Annotated in this window: 16 protein-coding genes, 1 tRNA gene and 1 pseudogene; 8 read left to right on the top strand and 10 right to left on the bottom strand. The window is 59.9% G+C overall.

What is annotated here, in order from left to right:
* Nucleotides 1–103 precede the first annotated feature (103 nt).
* Both VOI29_RS13075 and VOI29_RS13070 read right to left on the bottom strand, forming a co-directional pair.
* A pseudogene (locus VOI29_RS13075) lies at nucleotides 104–502 on the bottom strand (transposase); the annotation flags it as partial.
* Nucleotides 503–595: 93 nt separating this feature from the next.
* Nucleotides 596–1,177 carry a tyrosine-type recombinase/integrase gene (locus VOI29_RS13070; protein ID WP_323779394.1) on the bottom strand — a complete coding sequence of 194 codons (582 nt, stop codon included), beginning with the start codon at nucleotides 1,175–1,177 and terminating at the stop codon, nucleotides 596–598.
* Between the two features lie 842 nt (nucleotides 1,178–2,019).
* On the opposite strand from VOI29_RS13070, the gene VOI29_RS13060 reads away from it, so the two are divergent.
* From VOI29_RS13060 to VOI29_RS13025, 8 genes are all read left to right on the top strand, one after another.
* A tRNA-Leu gene (locus VOI29_RS13060) sits at nucleotides 2,020–2,106 on the top strand.
* 161 nt (nucleotides 2,107–2,267) lie between these two features.
* Nucleotides 2,268–2,882 (top strand): ribonuclease D, encoded by a 615-nt coding sequence (locus VOI29_RS13055; protein ID WP_323779392.1) that lies wholly within the window; start codon nucleotides 2,268–2,270, stop codon nucleotides 2,880–2,882.
* Complete coding sequence (locus tag VOI29_RS13050) at nucleotides 2,879–3,847, top strand: KpsF/GutQ family sugar-phosphate isomerase (RefSeq protein WP_323779390.1); 969 nt, start codon at nucleotides 2,879–2,881, stop codon at nucleotides 3,845–3,847. Before VOI29_RS13055 ends, VOI29_RS13050 begins: the two co-directional genes overlap by 4 nt.
* A gap of 23 nt (nucleotides 3,848–3,870) precedes the next feature.
* Nucleotides 3,871–4,470 carry an LPS export ABC transporter periplasmic protein LptC gene (gene lptC / locus VOI29_RS13045; RefSeq protein ID WP_323779388.1) on the top strand — a complete coding sequence of 200 codons (600 nt, stop codon included), beginning with the start codon at nucleotides 3,871–3,873 and terminating at the stop codon, nucleotides 4,468–4,470.
* A 3-nt stretch (nucleotides 4,471–4,473) separates the two neighbouring features.
* The gene (gene lptA, locus VOI29_RS13040) at nucleotides 4,474–4,986 is read left to right on the top strand and encodes a lipopolysaccharide transport periplasmic protein LptA (protein WP_323779386.1); all 513 of its coding nucleotides are present in this window, start codon (nucleotides 4,474–4,476) and stop codon (nucleotides 4,984–4,986) included.
* Entirely contained in the window at nucleotides 4,986–5,744 is a 759-nt protein-coding gene (lptB, locus tag VOI29_RS13035) for an LPS export ABC transporter ATP-binding protein (RefSeq protein ID WP_323779384.1), read from the top strand. Before lptA ends, lptB begins: the two co-directional genes overlap by 1 nt.
* A gap of 271 nt (nucleotides 5,745–6,015) precedes the next feature.
* Nucleotides 6,016–6,573, top strand: a complete 558-nt coding sequence (gene hpf / locus VOI29_RS13030) for a ribosome hibernation-promoting factor, HPF/YfiA family (RefSeq protein WP_323779382.1) — start codon at nucleotides 6,016–6,018, stop codon at nucleotides 6,571–6,573.
* A 52-nt stretch (nucleotides 6,574–6,625) separates the two neighbouring features.
* Nucleotides 6,626–7,090, top strand: a complete 465-nt coding sequence (locus VOI29_RS13025) for a PTS sugar transporter subunit IIA (RefSeq protein WP_323779380.1) — start codon at nucleotides 6,626–6,628, stop codon at nucleotides 7,088–7,090.
* Nucleotides 7,091–7,370: 280 nt separating this feature from the next.
* Here the strand turns inward: VOI29_RS13025 and VOI29_RS13020 are convergent, their stop codons facing one another.
* From VOI29_RS13020 to VOI29_RS12985, 8 genes are all read right to left on the bottom strand, one after another.
* Nucleotides 7,371–8,807, bottom strand: coding sequence for a sulfotransferase family 2 domain-containing protein (locus VOI29_RS13020; protein WP_323779378.1), 1,437 nt, complete (start codon nucleotides 8,805–8,807; stop codon nucleotides 7,371–7,373).
* A gap of 6 nt (nucleotides 8,808–8,813) precedes the next feature.
* Entirely contained in the window at nucleotides 8,814–10,514 is a 1,701-nt protein-coding gene (locus tag VOI29_RS13015) for a beta-1,6-N-acetylglucosaminyltransferase (protein WP_323779376.1), read from the bottom strand.
* The gene (locus VOI29_RS13010; protein WP_323779396.1) at nucleotides 10,511–11,497 is read right to left on the bottom strand and encodes a glycosyltransferase family 2 protein; all 987 of its coding nucleotides are present in this window, start codon (nucleotides 11,495–11,497) and stop codon (nucleotides 10,511–10,513) included. Before VOI29_RS13010 ends, VOI29_RS13015 begins: the two co-directional genes overlap by 4 nt.
* 193 nt (nucleotides 11,498–11,690) lie before the next feature.
* Entirely contained in the window at nucleotides 11,691–12,731 is a 1,041-nt protein-coding gene (locus VOI29_RS13005; RefSeq protein WP_323779374.1) for a glycosyltransferase family 2 protein, read from the bottom strand.
* A 2-nt stretch (nucleotides 12,732–12,733) separates the two neighbouring features.
* Nucleotides 12,734–13,717, bottom strand: a complete 984-nt coding sequence (galE, locus tag VOI29_RS13000) for a UDP-glucose 4-epimerase GalE (protein WP_323779372.1) — start codon at nucleotides 13,715–13,717, stop codon at nucleotides 12,734–12,736.
* Nucleotides 13,718–13,762: 45 nt separating this feature from the next.
* Entirely contained in the window at nucleotides 13,763–14,656 is an 894-nt protein-coding gene (gene galU, locus VOI29_RS12995) for a UTP--glucose-1-phosphate uridylyltransferase GalU (protein ID WP_323779369.1), read from the bottom strand.
* A 178-nt stretch (nucleotides 14,657–14,834) separates the two neighbouring features.
* The gene (locus VOI29_RS12990) at nucleotides 14,835–15,635 is read right to left on the bottom strand and encodes a manno-octulosonate cytidylyltransferase (RefSeq protein ID WP_323779367.1); all 801 of its coding nucleotides are present in this window, start codon (nucleotides 15,633–15,635) and stop codon (nucleotides 14,835–14,837) included.
* Nucleotides 15,635–16,281, bottom strand: a 647-nt coding sequence (locus tag VOI29_RS12985; RefSeq protein WP_323779365.1) for a 3'(2'),5'-bisphosphate nucleotidase CysQ, incomplete at its 5' end; no start/stop codon positions are given. The genes VOI29_RS12990 and VOI29_RS12985, both read right to left, overlap by 1 nt.

Genomic DNA, 16,281 nt, shown 5'->3' with positions numbered 1-16,281 from the left:
TGCTGCGTGGTCCCCGGCTCCGGGTAGAGAGCCCGCAAACAGGGTTCCCGCCGGGCTTGTCGGGATGCCCGGTGTTCACAATTCCGGAAGGACGGGTGTTTCGTCATGCGGCTTGGTCCCGCGGTGGCGCGCGGGACCGGGGTTTTTGCCCGCGCCGGAAGATCTCGATGATGTGCATTGTCCCGCCACAGCACGGGCATGGCTCACGCAGGGTGCCGGCGCCGGCGCTGACGAGGCGGCGGTTCGAGATGGCCACCCTGCGGGTGTACCGGCTGAGATAGGCGAGCACGGCTTCCGGGCCTCCAAAGGGCGGTTTGGCATAGACCACCCATTCGGACTTGCGCAAAGGAGCCAGCCACTCTGCGAAGGCACCGGCCTGCACCAGCGGTTCCAGGCCGCCGAAGAAGGCCAGCTCCCCGGCGCGGAGAAGCGCCATCAGCCCCTCCAGAAACAGGCCGCCACCGGGCACGATCATATGGATGTGGGGGGGATGGGTCAGGCTGACATGCCCCGCATTGGCCCGCCGCCACGCGGGGCCATGGGCACGGAATATATCAGCAATCTCCAGCCCCGGGCGGGACACCCCGGCGCCCCGTCACTTCAGGCTTCGCTTGAGCGTCTGATCCTGCAACTGCGCCAGCATCTCGTAGGGGCTGACCGTGTCACGGATCGTCTTGGTGGCGACATCGGTGTATTGGGCCGTCGTGCTCAGCTTGGCATGGCCGAGCAGCACTTGGATGATCCGGACATCCGCTGCCCGGCAGGCGCATCCGCAGGATGCTGCCGAGAGGGGGTGTCGGCCTCCAGCAGATGCGTCGCAAAGCTGTGCCGCAGGATATGCAGAGTGGCGGCCTTTTTTGATGCCGGCCATGTTCTGCGCTGGCGTGAAGGCGCGGTTCAGCTGCAGTGGCGGCAGCGGGTTGATCTTCGGCTTGCCGGGGAACAGCCAGCCCTCCGGCCGCACCTCGCGCCAGTAGCCGCGCAGCAAGCTCAGAAGCCCGGGTGACAGCATCACCTTCCGGTCCTTCCGCCCTTTGCCCTGGTCGACATGGATCAGCATCCGGTCGCTGTCGGTATCGCCGGGCTTGAGGTTGCAGACCTCGGCGGCCCGCAGCCCCGCGCCGCAGGAGATGCTGAGCGCGGCACGGTACTTGAGCCCGGGCCCCGGCGCCGCCATCAGGATGTCCGATACCCTCTTCCACGCTGAAGACTACAGGCAGATCTCTGGGCTGGGTGCGGAACTGCATGCAGCGCTTCATCTCCTCGCGCCTGCAAGTCATGCCGAAGAAGAACCTGAGCGCCACGATCCGGGCGTTGAAAGTCGCCGGCGTTACCCCTGTATCCGTCATCTGCAGTTGATAGGCGCGGAATTCCTCCGGTGTGGCGGTATCCGGCGGGTGCCCGAGGAAAATGGCAAAATCCTTGATCGCCCATCCCGCGGATGCGCATGTCCTCGATCATCCGCTCTCGAAGCGGGGTCGATCTCTCCCCTGTCATGGGAACCTCCTGTCTTTCGATTGAGAAGGCCTCAATCGTCAGGCAGAAATGCCGGTTCCCCAAATGCACCACTGTCAGATCATCGCTGAACACCAGCCTCCCGCGCCAATGCCGCGGAGCGGCTTCGTCCAAGGGCTGCGCTGGAACATCAGGTTCGTTTCGCTCTCGCCTGTGTACGCCTAACAGGGGCTCGACTGTGCCTGCGACAGCAATTGTCCTTACTGTCGAACGGTCTTTCCCGGGTGGTCTATTCTATTATCCTCCGCTCGCCCCTTCGGGTCGCTTCATGCGCAGCATTGGCAAAGCGTCAAGCGGTAAGGTTTTCTCCCTTAGCCATCGCTGACCACCATGCCCGCAAACCAATCCGGCTTCAGCACTGGCCCGAATTTCCACAGCCACCTCACCATAGATTGCGTTCGTTTCAGCCGTGTTTCTTGAAGCGCAAATATTTGCAACGCGGGCCGGGCCATTTTCGTTTGACGCTGCCTGCGACTCCGCTTATACGCCGATCCCACGACACCTGCCCAGGTGGCGGAATTGGTAGACGCGCTAGCTTCAGGTGCTAGTGTCCGTATGGACGTGGAGGTTCGAGTCCTCTCCTGGGCACCATTCCCCGAACATTGGAATTCAGCACTTTCCCCATGTTGTGTGCGGAAAATTGCTTCTGCCCGCGTAAACCAGCTTGCCCTGCCGCAGTTGAGTTTGACCGCCAAAGCGCCTATCTCCACTCCAGCACCTGTCGGCGCGATGATCACGAAAAGGGAATTCCAGTGGCCAACCACCTGTATAAGAACGATCTGCCCGACGGGCTGGACCTCGGCCCCGTTGTCGCCATTGATTGCGAGACCATGGGCCTGAACCCGCACCGTGACCGGCTCTGCGTGATCCAGATGTCAGGCGGTGACGGCAATGCCCATATCGTGCAGGTCGAAATAGGCCAGACCGAAGCACCCAACCTGTGCCGGATGCTGGAAAACCCAAATGTGCTGAAATTATTCCACTTTGGCCGCTTCGACATTGCCGCCATGCACCACGCATTCGGCGCCCTCGCGGCCCCGGTTTATTGCACCAAGATCGCCAGCCGCCTGGTCCGCACCTACACCGACCGTCATGGTCTCAAGAACCTGACCCAGGAACTCTTGGCCATCGACATATCCAAACAGCAGCAGATGAGCGATTGGGGCGCTGAAGAACTGACCGAAGCACAGCTCGATTATGCTGCCTCCGACGTGCTCCACCTCCACAAGCTGCGCAAAGCACTGGACAAGCGCCTCGCCCGCGAGGGCCGTACAGAAATGGCGCAAGCCTGTTTTGATTTCCTCCCCATGCGTGCCAAGCTGGACCTGGCCGGCTGGCCCGACATCGACATTTTTGCTCACTCATGACAGACACTGACAAATTCCTCGTCACCGCGCGGCAGGTGATCACTGATGAAGCCAAGGCGCTGAACACGCTGGCTGAAGGTCTGGATGGCCGCTTTGCCGAAGCGGTGCAGCTGATCCTGCAGGCCAAGGGCCGCATCATCATCAGCGGCATCGGCAAATCCGGCCATATCGGCCACAAGATCGCCGCGACCCTGGCCTCCACCGGCACGCCGGCCTATTTCGTGCATCCGGCCGAAGCCAGCCATGGCGACCTGGGGATGCTGTCCGAAGGCGATGTTGTGCTGGCAATCTCCAACTCGGGAGAGGCGCCGGAACTGGCCAATCTACTGATTTTCACCCGCCGTTTCGGGATTCCGCTGATCGGGCTGTCCAGCAAGATGGACAGCACCTTGATGAAGCAAGCGGATGTGCATCTGCAGATCCCCTCATTGGGCGAGGCCTGCGGTTTTGGCATGGTACCCTCAATTTCCACCACGCTGACACTGGCAATAGGCGATGCGCTGGCGATAGCGTTGATGAAACACCGGAATTTCCGCCCGGAGAACTTCCGCGACTTCCACCCAGGCGGCAAACTGGGCGCGCAGCTCAGCAAGGTCCGCGACCTGATGCACGCCCGAGATGCCCTGCCGCTTGTCACTGAGGATACCCCGATGTCCGATGCGCTGATCGAGATCAGCCAGAAGGGATTTGGAGTGGCAGGCGTGACCTCCGCAGATGGGGCGCTCGCCGGTATTATCACAGACGGCGACCTGCGCCGCCATATGGACGGTTTGCTGGACAAGAGCGCTGCCGAAGTCATGACTGCAAACCCCGCCTCTATTGCTCCCGGCGCCATGGCCCAGGAGGCCGTCGCCGTTATGAACCAGCGGAAGATCACCTGCCTGTTCGTGGTTGATCCGGACAATGGCGGCAAGGCCGAAGGTCTCTTGCATATCCACGACTGCCTGCGCGCAGGTCTGGGTTGACGCTGGGGCCGGTGAGAAAAAGCATGGACAATTATTCCAGAGCCGTTGCCTATCTCAAGGTGCTGCTGCCGCTGGCAGCACTGGTTCTGATGTCCACCATGTTCCTGATCTCCCGCGGAGTGAACACCGACGCGGTGATCCCTTTTGCCCAAAAGGAAATCGAAGACCGGATGAAAGGCCAGCAAGTCACTGCCCCCTTCTTTTCCGGCACCACCGCACAAGGCGACGAGATCATGGTTACCGCTGCGCTCGCCCGACCGGGCAGTGACGGCACACCTGCCGTCGCCAGCGATCTTTCCGCCGAATTCATTTTGGCTGAGGGCGGCAGGATCACGCTTAAGTCGGAAAGCGGCGCGATCCATCCTGGCCAGAATATGGCGCGCTTTAGCGGCAATGTGACCATCACCACCGCAGACGGGCTGATCGTTGAGACCCAGGAGCTAAACACAGCGCTCAGCGGGCTGGAAGCCGGCAGCCCTGGCTCAGTCCGTGCGGCAGGCCCAATCGGCGAGCTGACCGCAGGTAACATGCGGATCGAAGCGAAAACCGGGGGCGGACCGGTCCACATACTGTTCAAAAACGGGGTGAAGCTGCTATACGACCCCCAGCAACCGGAAAGATAAACTGTGTCCTATTTGCGCGCATTGATTTTTTGCCTTCCGCTCGCGGTCTTTCCCGGCCTCGCGGCAGCGCAGACAGCATCCGTTGCTTTTGGCGCGGTCAAAGCCGACCCCAGTCAGCCGGTTGAAGTCACCGCCGACAATCTGGCGGTAAACCAAGCCAATGGCTCGGCAGAGTTTACCGGCAGTGTGCTCATCGTACAGGGCATCATGCGGCTGTCCGCTGACAAGGTTCTGGTGATCTACAAAACCGCTGGCGAAACTGAAGCCAAAGCCGGCATCGAACGGCTGGAAGCCACCGGCAATGTGGTTCTGGTCAGCGGTCCGGACGCTGCCGAGGCCCAACGCGCCGAATACACGATTGATCAAGGTACCATCGTGATGACCGGCAATGTGCTGCTGAGCCAGAAAGGCGGCACTCTCGCTTCCAACCGGCTCGAGGTGAACCTGACCACGGGCACCGCCAAAATGGCCGGCCGCGTGAAAACGATCCTAAACCCGGACGGCGGCAGCAACTGATGACGAAACCTGGTCTGACCGTCACTGAAGGCTCCTCCGGGCTGCGCATTGACAAACTGCGCAAGTCCTACCGCAAACGGGTGGTGATCCGGGACGTATCGATGTCGCTGAACCGGGGCGAGGTGGTGGCACTGCTGGGCCCCAATGGGTCAGGCAAGACCACCAGTTTTTACACCATTGCAGGTCTGGTTTTCCCCGAAGCAGGCACCGTCAGCATCGATGGCCAGAACGTGACCGGCCTGCCGATGTACCGGCGCGCGCGGCTGGGCATCGGCTATCTGCCGCAGGAAATGTCGATCTTCCGTGGCCTGTCGGTCGAGGACAATATCTCTGCCGTTCTGGATATCTCGCAAAAGCATGAGCACAAGCGGCGCGAGCGGCTGGAAGAGCTCTTGTCGGACTTCTCGATCGAGCACCTGCGCCGCGCCCCCGCGCTGGCGCTGTCGGGTGGTGAACGCCGCCGGGTAGAAATCGCCCGCTGCCTGGCGGCCGACCCCAAGTACCTGCTGCTCGACGAACCCTTCGCCGGGGTCGATCCGATCTCGGTCGGCGACATCCGCCATCTGGTGGCCGACCTCAAGAAACGCGGCATCGGGGTGCTGATCACCGACCACAATGTACGTGAAACGCTGGAGATCGTTGACCGCGCCTATATCCTGCACGACGGCCAGGTTCTGATGTCTGGCAGCCCCGAGGAAGTGGTTGAAAATGAAAACGTCCGCCGGGTTTACCTGGGCGACAATTTCCGTATTTCCTAACCCTCGCGCTGGCAGCGAACCACCGGGAATTCTGCCTGAAAAGCCTTGGTTCTTTTTTCCGGGATATCCATTGACTCTCCCGCCGACTTGCCGTCGAATTGACCCATGGCATACGCGCAGTCCGATGCAATCCGCTTAATAGCCTTGGCAACAAGGCCCGGATGGATGCACCCGGACGGCTGGCCTGCCCCCCGGTTCCGGACCTGACGTGATAGCGCCAAGGATTGCCTTGGCGGCGGGCCCGGCCGCAATAATTCGTAAAGGAGATCACATGCGTTACAAAATAAGCGGTAAACAGATCGACATCGGCGAAGCTCTGCAGACACATGTGCAAAACGAGCTGGGTTCGGCCGTTCAGAAATACGCAGAACGGCCAACCGACGCGTCCGTGGTCTTTTCCCGTTCGGCGCATGAATACGTGTGTGAAGCCACCGTCCATCTGTCGACCGGATTGAGCGCCCAGGCCAAGGCGCACGAAACCGAAATCTACGCCGCATTCGATGCCTGCTGCGAAAAAATGGAAAAGCAATTGCGCCGTTACAAGCGCAGGCTGAAGGATCACCACAAGGATCGCAGCGAACCGGTTGAACATCTGGGCGCCAATTCGTATATCCTCGCCTCAGAGGAAGCGGATTCCGAACCGGACTCGCTGCAGCCGATCATCGTCGCCGAAATGGAAACCCGCATACCGTCGCTGTCGGTCGGCGAGGCGGTGATGCAGATGGAGCTGGCAGGGGCACCGGTTCTGGTTTTCCGCAACGAAGGCAAAGACGGGTTGAATGTGGTCTACCGCCGCGAAGACGGCAACATCGGCTGGATCGATCCGTAATCACACCTAAGGCATCGGCGCCCCAGTGGGGGCGCCGGAACGGAGCAGACATATGCACATTTCCAGCATCCTCAAGCCAGAGGCCGTCCGGGTGATCGGTGCGGTCTCAAGCAAGAAGCGCCTGTTTCAGGAAATCGCAGACATCGCTCAACTTGCCTACGGCCAGGATGCCCAAGCGGCGGTCGAGGCCTTGCTGGACCGCGAAAGCCTTGGCCCCACCGGGGTTGGCCATGGCGTCGCACTGCCGCACGCCAGGCTCGACACGGTCAGCGAGGTTCGCGGCATCTTCCTGATCCTGGAAAAGCCGCTGGATTTCGGAGCGGTTGACCGCCAGCCTGTGGATATTGCCTTTGCCCTGTTTGCTCCGGAAGATGCCGGTGTCGAGCATTTGAAGGCGCTGGCGTTGGTGTCACGCACCCTGCGCGAACAAAGCTTCTGCACCAAACTGCGCGCCAACCACGACCCGGCTACGCTATACACCATCCTGACAGAAGATCAGTCCGTACAAGCGGCCTGATTTCTGTACTAAGTCTGCCCGCAGTCGATTTTGCGGGTTTTTACGCCTGCGTGACTTTGGTCAGAAGCCACCTCGCCCCAGCTTCCTATCCAGACAGTCTCCCGCCATTTCACCTCACTCTTCCCATCGGTCCGTGCGGCAGCCTCCGCTTGCCAGTAGTTTCCTTGATTTGAAAAGTTCTGCGCCAAATGCGGAACCAGGCCCAAAGCCGCCCTAAATGTAGCCTCAGTCAAACCTCCGGCGGGTACGGGCGCACTGCACCCGTTTTAACGCAGGCGGATCAGCCTGCACGCCAAGGATCGAAGCCAAACGCCAGATAATCGCGCTGGTAAACCGAACCGATCAGCGCCTCCAGATCCGCATCGTATATCTCATCCAGCCCAAAAGGCGCCTGGGGTGCTACAGCCGGAACTTCGCCTGGCTCCAGCCGTCCCTGCCTGCGGGCCAGTGCAGGCAGATCTTCACTCATCTCCGCCTCGCGGATCAGCAAATCCGGCTGCCCAAGTTCAGCGAACCCGGCCAGCGTCTGGCTTTGGCTGATCCACTCCGCATCCACCCGGATGGAAGTCTGACCTGACAGATTGGCCCGAACGAAGTTCAGAAAGCCGGAAAAAGCGTCCCGGTGCTGCGCACGGGTATAACCCTCATCCGGTCCCTCTTCGGGCAAAATCAACCCGAACTGCCGCCGCAACGTATTGCGGATGGCACGGTAGCTGCCTTCGCCGGCATTCAAGATCCGATGGCAGAACACAGCGTGGGCCCGCGCCGCGGGATGGCGCAAAACGGTAAAGCTGCGGAACCCCTTATTGCCCCGCTTCCACTGGCGCAGCTGTTTCTGATTCATGCCCTGGATCAGCCCATCTGGCGCCACGTGATCCAGCCCGGCCATCCATTGCACAACTTCTTTCTCCGGCCCGCCCTTGATGGGCATGTACAAAAGCGGCGTCACCACTCCCGCCACATAACCAGGGACCGCCGGGCCGCGGCGCGGCTCGAAATTGGGGGTGCGGGTGAGGTTGAAGCGGTCCAAGCCCGACAGCGCCTCTTGCATTGCTTCAGGGTTTGCCACCTTGGCCAGCACCGGCGCAGGGTTCTGCCGCTTGAGGCTCCCATCCAGTGCCTCCATCTGTTGCGAAACGCCCAGCCAGCGCGCCAGCCCGGTCATCACATCAACGCTTTGCAGGTCCTCGTAAGCCACGTAGAACGCCGTCTGCCCCAGAGCCTGCAACCGGTTCAGCAGTGTCACCTGAAAATCTTGCAGCGACTCTACATGGGCGGAAAACTCTGCCGCATCAAACTGCGCCTTGGCTTCCTTGCGGCGTTTTACATCGGTCAGCTTCCACTGCCCGGTTGCCTTGGCAATCTTCCAGGAAACATAGCTGTCCAGCGGGTTGCGGGTCAGGATGATCTTGGCACATCGCGGATCTTCCAGCATCAGATCCAGAACCCGCGGATCATGGTCATGGAAGTAGCGGCAGCCGCCCAGCGCCTTTGGATCTGATTTGATCTTCTGGATCAACCGGGCCGGATCCGCCTCCCGCATGGCCTGAGTCACCCCCAGGATATCGCTTTTATTCGGATAGCCGATGAAATGCGGATTGAAGGCTTCGCCGTGGCAGGCAAGCCCGTCAAAAGCATTCAGATTGGCCTCCAGGAAATTGGAGCCCGTCCGCATTTCTGCAAAGACCACAAAATAATCGAACGAAGAAGCAGGCATCAGAGTTTATCGCACCAGATAGGGTTTGCGTTGCGGCTTGGAGAGGCTGACCGGGCTTTGCTCAACCGGGAAATCTCCCATCAAATAGGGATGCATGCCCTGATTTTTGAGATTTTGCAGGAACTGCCCAAAGCCCTCAAGGTTCGTCATCTTGGGGGCCTCGCTCAGATGACGTGCTGCCAGAGGGCCGATTTCGTCAATGATCGTTTGCAACGGCTCCATCGGTGCCTCTACAAACTCGGCCATGCTCCAGATCCGCACCCGTGCCTTGGTCCATTGCGAGCGCAGGATCTGCAACTGCTCAGCCTCTGTCTGCTGCAGTTTTGCCGCTTTCTGCCGGAGTTCTGCGAAATTGCTGTTGGATTTGAACAACGGCACCGCCCAGGCACCGCTGATGACAGAAATCTGCACATTTGCATCCCGCGCCATCAACCAGTTTACTGCCTGATTGTCGCCGGGTCCGAACTGAAAACACTGGCGTTCGCCGCGGGTGTTCCAGATCAGGCTGGTCAGAAAGCTTTCCGGATTATAGTCGCGGATCCTGGCATGGCTGTTGAGGCAACCATTGATCAAACTCTGCCCTTCAGAGAACGCCGCCCCTTGCGGAGCGAATATGTGCCCATGAACACGCGCGCCCGTGGTTCGGGCCAGCCAGCCCTCAAAATCGTCGAACAGTTCCGTAAATCCCTGGAACACCGAATAGGGGCTGGATGTAATGCCATTCTCCGAGCCTTGGCCGGGAAACCGGCTTTGCATGTATAAACCTGGCCTGCCGCGGGTGCGCCGCTCTACCGCCTTGGCAAAAATCCGGTCGATCTTTCCCGGGTTCGGCTCAGTCCGTTTCATCGCGCCAGCAGGGTCGGTCAGAAACGCCTGATACAGGCGATCAGCATGAGGCCAGATCTTGCGGGCAACAAAGCAATCGGACCGGCGCAGAAGCTGCAAATGATCATCGTAGAAGATATGCGGCTTACCCTGGAAATCGAATTTCGACAGCGTCAGAGAGCGGCTTTCGATATTACTGGAATACTGCCGCACTAGAGTCTGGAAATAACTCTCATCCGGAATCCAGACCTTGCGGAAATAGGTATCATAAACCGGACGTTCCGGATCCTCCAGGATCGCCGACAGGGTATGACGGGTCAGGCACCACCATTGGCTGCCCATATGCGGGACAAGGCCGGCCGGGATCCGGCGCCTGAAACGCAGTTTGCGCTGCAGATCCACGTAACGGTCGAACAGATAACGGTGTTTCTTCCAGGAAAACGGGAACCTAAGCGTGAAACGCTCATGGCTTAGTCCGCCGACAATCCACGGCACATCCGCAGTGGTGGCGCTTTCAATGAAATCGGTGCGCGGGCGGTCTGCCAGGTAATCGATCAGCTCCTGCACCGGCCGGAGGGGCAGGCACGACCCGGAGGCCAGATAGACATGGCGCACTTGCGGAAACTCCGCCAGTATCATCTCGGACGCCGATTGCGAAGCCGCAACAATCCCCCAGGTGCCCCATTCGCACCGATGGCGGGCGGAAAACCTGACCAGCGGGTCATCTGCCAGCGCGTCTTTGAAACGCGTGAACGCCTGATTCCCCACGTTGCGGTCGACATGCAGCACCACCGGGCAGCCGCTGGCTGTCCAGTGCCGCACCACCTGCGCCGCCCGCTCCAACGCGGTGTGCACCAGCATGACGACCCCGACCGCGCTCATGCCCAGTTTCCTTTGGACATCATCCCCAGAATCTCAAGCTGGCGCCAGTTGATGTATTTTTCACTCCATTTGCACCACAGCTCGGGCTGATCCTCCAGCTTTCCTGCATAGGCCTTATACTCTGCGGAGCCAGCATAATGCTGCCCGCGGACCAGTTCCTCCTGCGCCTTAACCGTGAAGGTATCGAGAAATTTTGTATGCAGGAGCGCCCCGCTTGCTTTCTCGCCACCATCGGCCTCATAGACCTGGTTCAATCCCCGCGGCAACAGCGCGTGGGTAGAGCTGGCATAGGCAAAGCGGCGGTGCCATTTGACCAGCGGGATCTTGTTCAGCGCCGGCGCTCGCTGGGGCTGGTCTGCAAAAAACACCCGCGACCGCGGCCCGCCCTGGATCCACAAATTGCCGTATTCCGGGTTGCGGCTGATCGTGTAGTTGCCGCTGTCGAACCAATGGGCAATCTCCAACGGGTTCTGACCCGGCTGGTACGGAACCTCGCCAATTCTGCCCTTGGGATAGACATCAATCAGCATGGCCGAAAAACTGCGGATCGCCGAATTGTCCAGCCAATCGGTCAAAGCGCGTATCGGCCGGGTGTCGCAGAACGGGTAGATAAAGAATTCATCCGGATCCACCACCAGAACCCAATGCCCATCCGCATATTTGCGTTTCAGGCCGTTCATCCAGTCAATGCCGAAGCCGGAACGCTTGTAGCTCGCTGTGGTGTGCCACAGAGAAACATCGTCCATGCCGCGCAGATAATCCGCGCTACCATCGGTAGAGCCATTGTCAACAAACAGGAAATGATTGATTCCCATGCTGCGGTAATACTGCAAGAAATAGGGCAGCCGGATCTGCTCGTTGCGCATGGTGCAGACCAGCAGGATATCCCCCGGCCGGATTGCCTTGGTCTTGTCCTGCACAGTCGTTAGCTCACTGGATTTGCGCACCGCACGGATCAAACGCCGCTTGCGCCGCAATCGCATCCGGTAAGAATCCCAAAGCCCCACGTTCACTCCAAACTAATATCCAGGGAGCGCGCTCACCCGTACAGGCCTAGCAGAACCTGCCTCAAGTTTCCGCACAATATGTCACGGGCATATTGTATTAACAACGAATTTAGAAACAGTTACGCATCCGCACGGCCTTGCTGCAACACTTCTGTGGCTGTTCGGCAAGTCACCAGATGATCGGCGTCATCAACCCGGAATTTGCCAACTGCTCCGGCTCCCGGTACCGAACCGATCCAGAATGCCACAAGTCCGGAGCTCCCGAGATTTCGTCGTAGTAACTGTCAAACTGCAGCGGCGTATGAAAGTGCTGCCGCCGCTGCTTTTCTGTTGCTGACTTGAAAACAATTTCAGGCAGGAACTTGGTGTGCAGCAGTACTCCTGAGGGCTCCGGCCCGCCCGGCCCGTCATAGAGCGCATTCATCTGCGGAGGCAGCAGCGAATGGGTTGAGTTCACATAGGAATAGCGCCGGTCCCAAAGAATCAGCGGCAGTTTGTTTAATGTCGGCGAACGTTCTGGCTGCTTCTGAAAAAAAACTCTTTCGCGGGCGCCGCCCTGGACCCAAAGGTTGCCCATCGGCTGCTGCCGCACGGCCCGGTATGGCCCCGTGTCAAACCATTGCAGAATTTCGCACGGGTCCTGTCCCGGCGCATAGCTTTGCGCGCCCAGCGCCCCCTTAGGATAGAGATCGAGCATCAGGGCGCCAAAACCCCGGCGCCCTTGCTGTTCCAGGCTTTGCGTCAAGTCGTCCAGCCCGCGCTTTTCCACGCCGGAATAGACCAGCAGCTCATCCGCATCCACCGTCAGACACCAGCGCCCATGGCCGTAGCGGATCAGCAGCCAACCCAGCCAGTCGAGCCCAAAGCGCGCCTCCCGGTAACTAGAAGCGGTCTGCCAAACGGAAACATCGCGCTGCCGGGCCAGATATTCAGGGCTCCCATCATTGCTATCGTTATCGACAACCAGGAAATGCACAGCCCCCAGACGCCGGTAATACTCCAGGAAATAGGGCAGCCGGGTGATCTCGTTGCGCAAAACGATAAAGACCAGAACCCCGTTCCTGGGGATTCGGCCTGAACGATCAGCCAATTTGCACATCTGACGACGGGCCCGCAACGCCCGCCACAGCATGCGCCGCCGCTTCCACCGCATCCGGTAGGCCCAGGCGAGGCCCAGAGGCGGCATGTCAGGGGCGGCGGAGCGCGCCATGCTCAGGCCTCGTAGTGACCTGTCTTATGCCATTTCCACGCGTCGGCGATCATCACCTCCAAGGTGGAGCGGCGCGGCTCCCAGCCCAAATCGGTGACCGCACGGGTCGAACCCGACACCAGCTTGGTGCAATCTCCCGCGCGGCGCTCACCTGTGTTGCAAGGCACCTTCTGACCGGTCACCGCCTCGGCCTTGTCCATCACTTCGCGCACGGAAAAGCCAGAACCGGTGCCAAGGTTGAACACCTGGCTGCCTTTGCCCGCCTCCAGCCACTTCACCCCCAAGACATGCGCGTCCACCAGATCGCAGACATGCACATAATCGCGGATGCAGGTGCCGTCCGGAGTATCGTAATCGGTGCCGAAAATGGTCAGCGCATCGCGTTTTCCCGCAACCGCATCCAGCACCAGCGGCACTAGATGGGTCTCCGGGCGGTGGAACTCGCCCACCTCGGCCTCAGGGTCAGCCCCCGCCACATTGAAATAACGGAAGATCACCGAACGCAACCCGTTCGCAGCACCGAAATCTTTGAGAATATCCTCGACCGCGCGCTTGGAGGCGCCATAGGCATTCAGCGGCAGCTGCGGCGTGTTTTCGTCCAGCACCACATTGTCATGCTCACCATAGGTGGCACAGGTCGAGGAGAACACGAAGTCCAGGCAGCCTGCCGCCACTGCGGCCTCAATCAGATTGAGCGACCCGCCGGTGTTGTTGGCCCAATAGCGGCCCGGCTCGCTCATCGCTTCGCCCACTTGGCTGAGCGCCGCGAAATGCATCACAGCAGCCGGCTGATACTTGGCAAATACCTCATCCAGCCGTGCCCGGTCGCTCAAATCGCCCTTTTCAAACGGGCCGAATTTCACCGCGTCCTGCCAGCCGGTTACCAGGTTGTCGTAGGTTACCGGGATATAGCCCGCCGCTTTCAGCGCTTTGCAGGCATGCGAGCCGATATAGCCGGCTCCACCGGTTACAAGTATATGTGTCACTGTCTCTGCCCCATTCGGGGCCGCCCCGGGAGACGGCCAGACTGGTTACTGCGCGGCTTTACCAACCTGCGCGATCTCGGAAATGTAGTTCATCAGATCGTCCCGCAGCTCGTCGCGGGCCAGCGCAAAGGCCACGGTTGCCTGCAAAAAGCCCGCCTTGGAGCCGCAATCAAACCGCTGGCCGCGGAACCGGTAGCCGTAAACCGGCACGTCCTGCGCAATATCCTCCGCAATGGCGTCAGTCAGTTGGATCTCGCCGCCCGCACCCGACTTCATCTTGTTGAGGTTTTTCAAAACCGAAGGCGACAGGATATAGCGGCCGATCACCGCCAGGTTCGAAGGCGCCTCGCCTGCACTCGGCTTTTCTACCATACCATTTGCCGAAACCACCTGGCCCATGTCGTCCTTCACATCAAGCACCCCGTAAGAGGACGTCTTTTCAGGCGGAACCTCCATCGCTGCTACCATGTTGCCGCCGGTTTCCTCATAGGCTTCGACCATCTGCTGCAGGCACGGTTTTTCCGCTGCGATCACGTCATCCGGCAAGATCACCGCAAAGGGCTCATTGGCGATCAGCCGACGGGCGCACCAGACTGCATGGCCCAGGCCCAGCGCCTTGTGCTGGCGAATATAGGCAATGGCTCCTGATTCCATATTGGTGTCTTGCAACAAGTCCAACAGGTCTTGTTTGCCCTTTTTGCGCAGCTCCTGCTCCAGCACCGGCGAATGGTCAAAATAGTCTTCCAGCGCACCTTTGCCGCGCGAGGTGACAAAAATGAACTCTTTAATCCCGGCGGCACGCGCCTCGTCGATGGCGTATTGCACCAGCGGCCGGTCGACCAGAGTCATGATTTCCTTCGGAACGGATTTGGTTGCGGGGAGGAAACGGGTTCCCATACCTGCAACGGGAAAAATTGCCTTAGTTACCTTTTTACGCATGGCGCTCTCTCAATACTAAAATTCCAGGCCGGATACCGTTTTCACATTCCCTCGGGGAAGGGTGAAGCTCCGCTAGACCTGGCTGTCCCCAACATTTTGCGATGCCGCTGCCATCGGCCCCTGGCTGCATCCCTCTAGTGTGTATTTGCCTGTGTCAGTACCTACTACCATTCTCCGCCTACTCGTGACCCATCTTCTTCATCATCGCCTCCAGCCGCGGCACGTCTTCCGGGTTATTGAGTTCCCAAAACTCGCGCCCTCGGGCTTCGACTTCGACACACAGAACTTTGCGGCCGTTTTCCAGGAAGCGCAGCTGTTCCAATCCTTCCAGATTCTCCAGCGGCCCCGCTGTCCAGTTAGAATACGCCGCCAAGGCGTCCGGACGGTAGGCATAGACACCAACATGATGAAAGACCGGCGTAACTTCGCCATCACCAAAGGCCTGCGCGCAATACGGAACCACTTCTTTAGAGAAATAGAGCGCACTGCGGTCTTCGGCAAATACTGCGGTGGTGCCGCCGACCCGGCCGGCCTTGCGATCGGCCAGAAGACTGTTCAGCATACCGCCATTGCAGCGCAGCACCGGCGTCGCCAGCCCCATGCTGGGGGAGGCCCGCAGCCCCGCCACCAGATCCTCGACAAACCAGTGCGGTGTCAGCGGGGCGTCCCCTTGCAGGTTCACCACGATGTCATAGCCGCCGCCCAGCGCCGCATGCGCCTCGGCACAGCGTTCGGTGCCATTGGCGCAGCTTTCCGAGGTCATCACCACCTCGGCGCCAAAGCCCTCTGCCGCCTGCCTGATGCGAATGTCATCCGTCGCAACCACCACCCTGTCGACGCCCTGCACCGTACAGGCCGCCCGCCAAGACCGCTCCACCAGCGTCCGCTTTCCGCCGGTGGCACCGGTGAGCGGCACCAGCGGCTTGCCGGGATAGCGGGTCGAAGCGTAGCGGGCGGGGATGACGATCAGAACAGACATCAGGCTTTCTTCAGCTCCACAGCCGGTGCATAGGCGATGAAAAACGGGTTCGCATAGCCTTCCTTGCCGTAAACAAGCGGGGTGTGATCGTCAAAACGCACGACTTTTCCGCCAGCGCCTGCGAGTACCGCATGACCGGCAGCTGTATCCCATTCCATGGTACGGCCAACACGCGGATACAGATCCGCCTCGCCGGTGGCCACCAGGCAGAACTTCAGCGAAGAGCCGGCGCTCTTGCTGTCTTTCACATTGTACTTTCCGATATAATCGTCGGTTGCCTGATCGCGGTGCGATTTCGACGCCACCACCATCAATGCAGCGTTGTCACTGCTGGCGACCCGGATCGGAGTTACTTCACCGATAGTGTCCGGATCAAACGCGCCGGTTTCCTCCACAGCGGTGCCATCCGCCAGGGTAAAGAACATCCGTTCCTTAGCCGGAGCATAGACCACACCACGGGTCGGCACGCCCTTTTCCACCAACGCGATATTCACGGTGAAATCGCCGCGCCGGTGAATGAATTCCTTGGTGCCATCCAAGGGATCGACGATCAGAAAGGTATCGCCGCGCTCTTTGTGGGAGTCGGATTGTTCTTCAGTGACCAGCATCATGTCCGGGAAGGCCGCCCGCAGACCTTCAGAGATCA

It is taken from the genome of Leisingera sp., assembly GCF_034669605.1.
GTDB lineage: Bacteria > Pseudomonadota > Alphaproteobacteria > Rhodobacterales > Rhodobacteraceae > Leisingera.
Note: the sequence above shows the minus strand (reverse complement) of the source record. Positions and strands in the feature narration are given on the sequence as shown.

What these genes read in the sequence shown, in the direction of transcription:
- VOI29_RS13070 (WP_323779394.1), bottom strand. Translation starts at nt 1,177, where the DNA reads ATGGCGGCGCCGGGGCCCGGGCTCAAGTACCGTGCCGCGCTCAGCATC.
- VOI29_RS13050 (WP_323779390.1), top strand. Translation starts at nt 2,879, where the DNA reads ATGACAGACACTGACAAATTCCTCGTCACCGCGCGGCAGGTGATCACT.
- lptC (WP_323779388.1), top strand. Translation starts at nt 3,871, where the DNA reads ATGGACAATTATTCCAGAGCCGTTGCCTATCTCAAGGTGCTGCTGCCG.
- lptB (WP_323779384.1), top strand. Translation starts at nt 4,986, where the DNA reads ATGACGAAACCTGGTCTGACCGTCACTGAAGGCTCCTCCGGGCTGCGC.
- hpf (WP_323779382.1), top strand. Translation starts at nt 6,016, where the DNA reads ATGCGTTACAAAATAAGCGGTAAACAGATCGACATCGGCGAAGCTCTG.
- VOI29_RS13025 (WP_323779380.1), top strand. Translation starts at nt 6,626, where the DNA reads ATGCACATTTCCAGCATCCTCAAGCCAGAGGCCGTCCGGGTGATCGGT.
- VOI29_RS13020 (WP_323779378.1), bottom strand. Translation starts at nt 8,807, where the DNA reads ATGCCTGCTTCTTCGTTCGATTATTTTGTGGTCTTTGCAGAAATGCGG.
- VOI29_RS13015 (WP_323779376.1), bottom strand. Translation starts at nt 10,514, where the DNA reads ATGAGCGCGGTCGGGGTCGTCATGCTGGTGCACACCGCGTTGGAGCGG.
- VOI29_RS13010 (WP_323779396.1), bottom strand. Translation starts at nt 11,497, where the DNA reads ATGCGATTGCGGCGCAAGCGGCGTTTGATCCGTGCGGTGCGCAAATCC.
- VOI29_RS13005 (WP_323779374.1), bottom strand. Translation starts at nt 12,731, where the DNA reads ATGGCGCGCTCCGCCGCCCCTGACATGCCGCCTCTGGGCCTCGCCTGG.
- galU (WP_323779369.1), bottom strand. Translation starts at nt 14,656, where the DNA reads ATGCGTAAAAAGGTAACTAAGGCAATTTTTCCCGTTGCAGGTATGGGA.
- VOI29_RS12990 (WP_323779367.1), bottom strand. Translation starts at nt 15,635, where the DNA reads ATGTCTGTTCTGATCGTCATCCCCGCCCGCTACGCTTCGACCCGCTAT.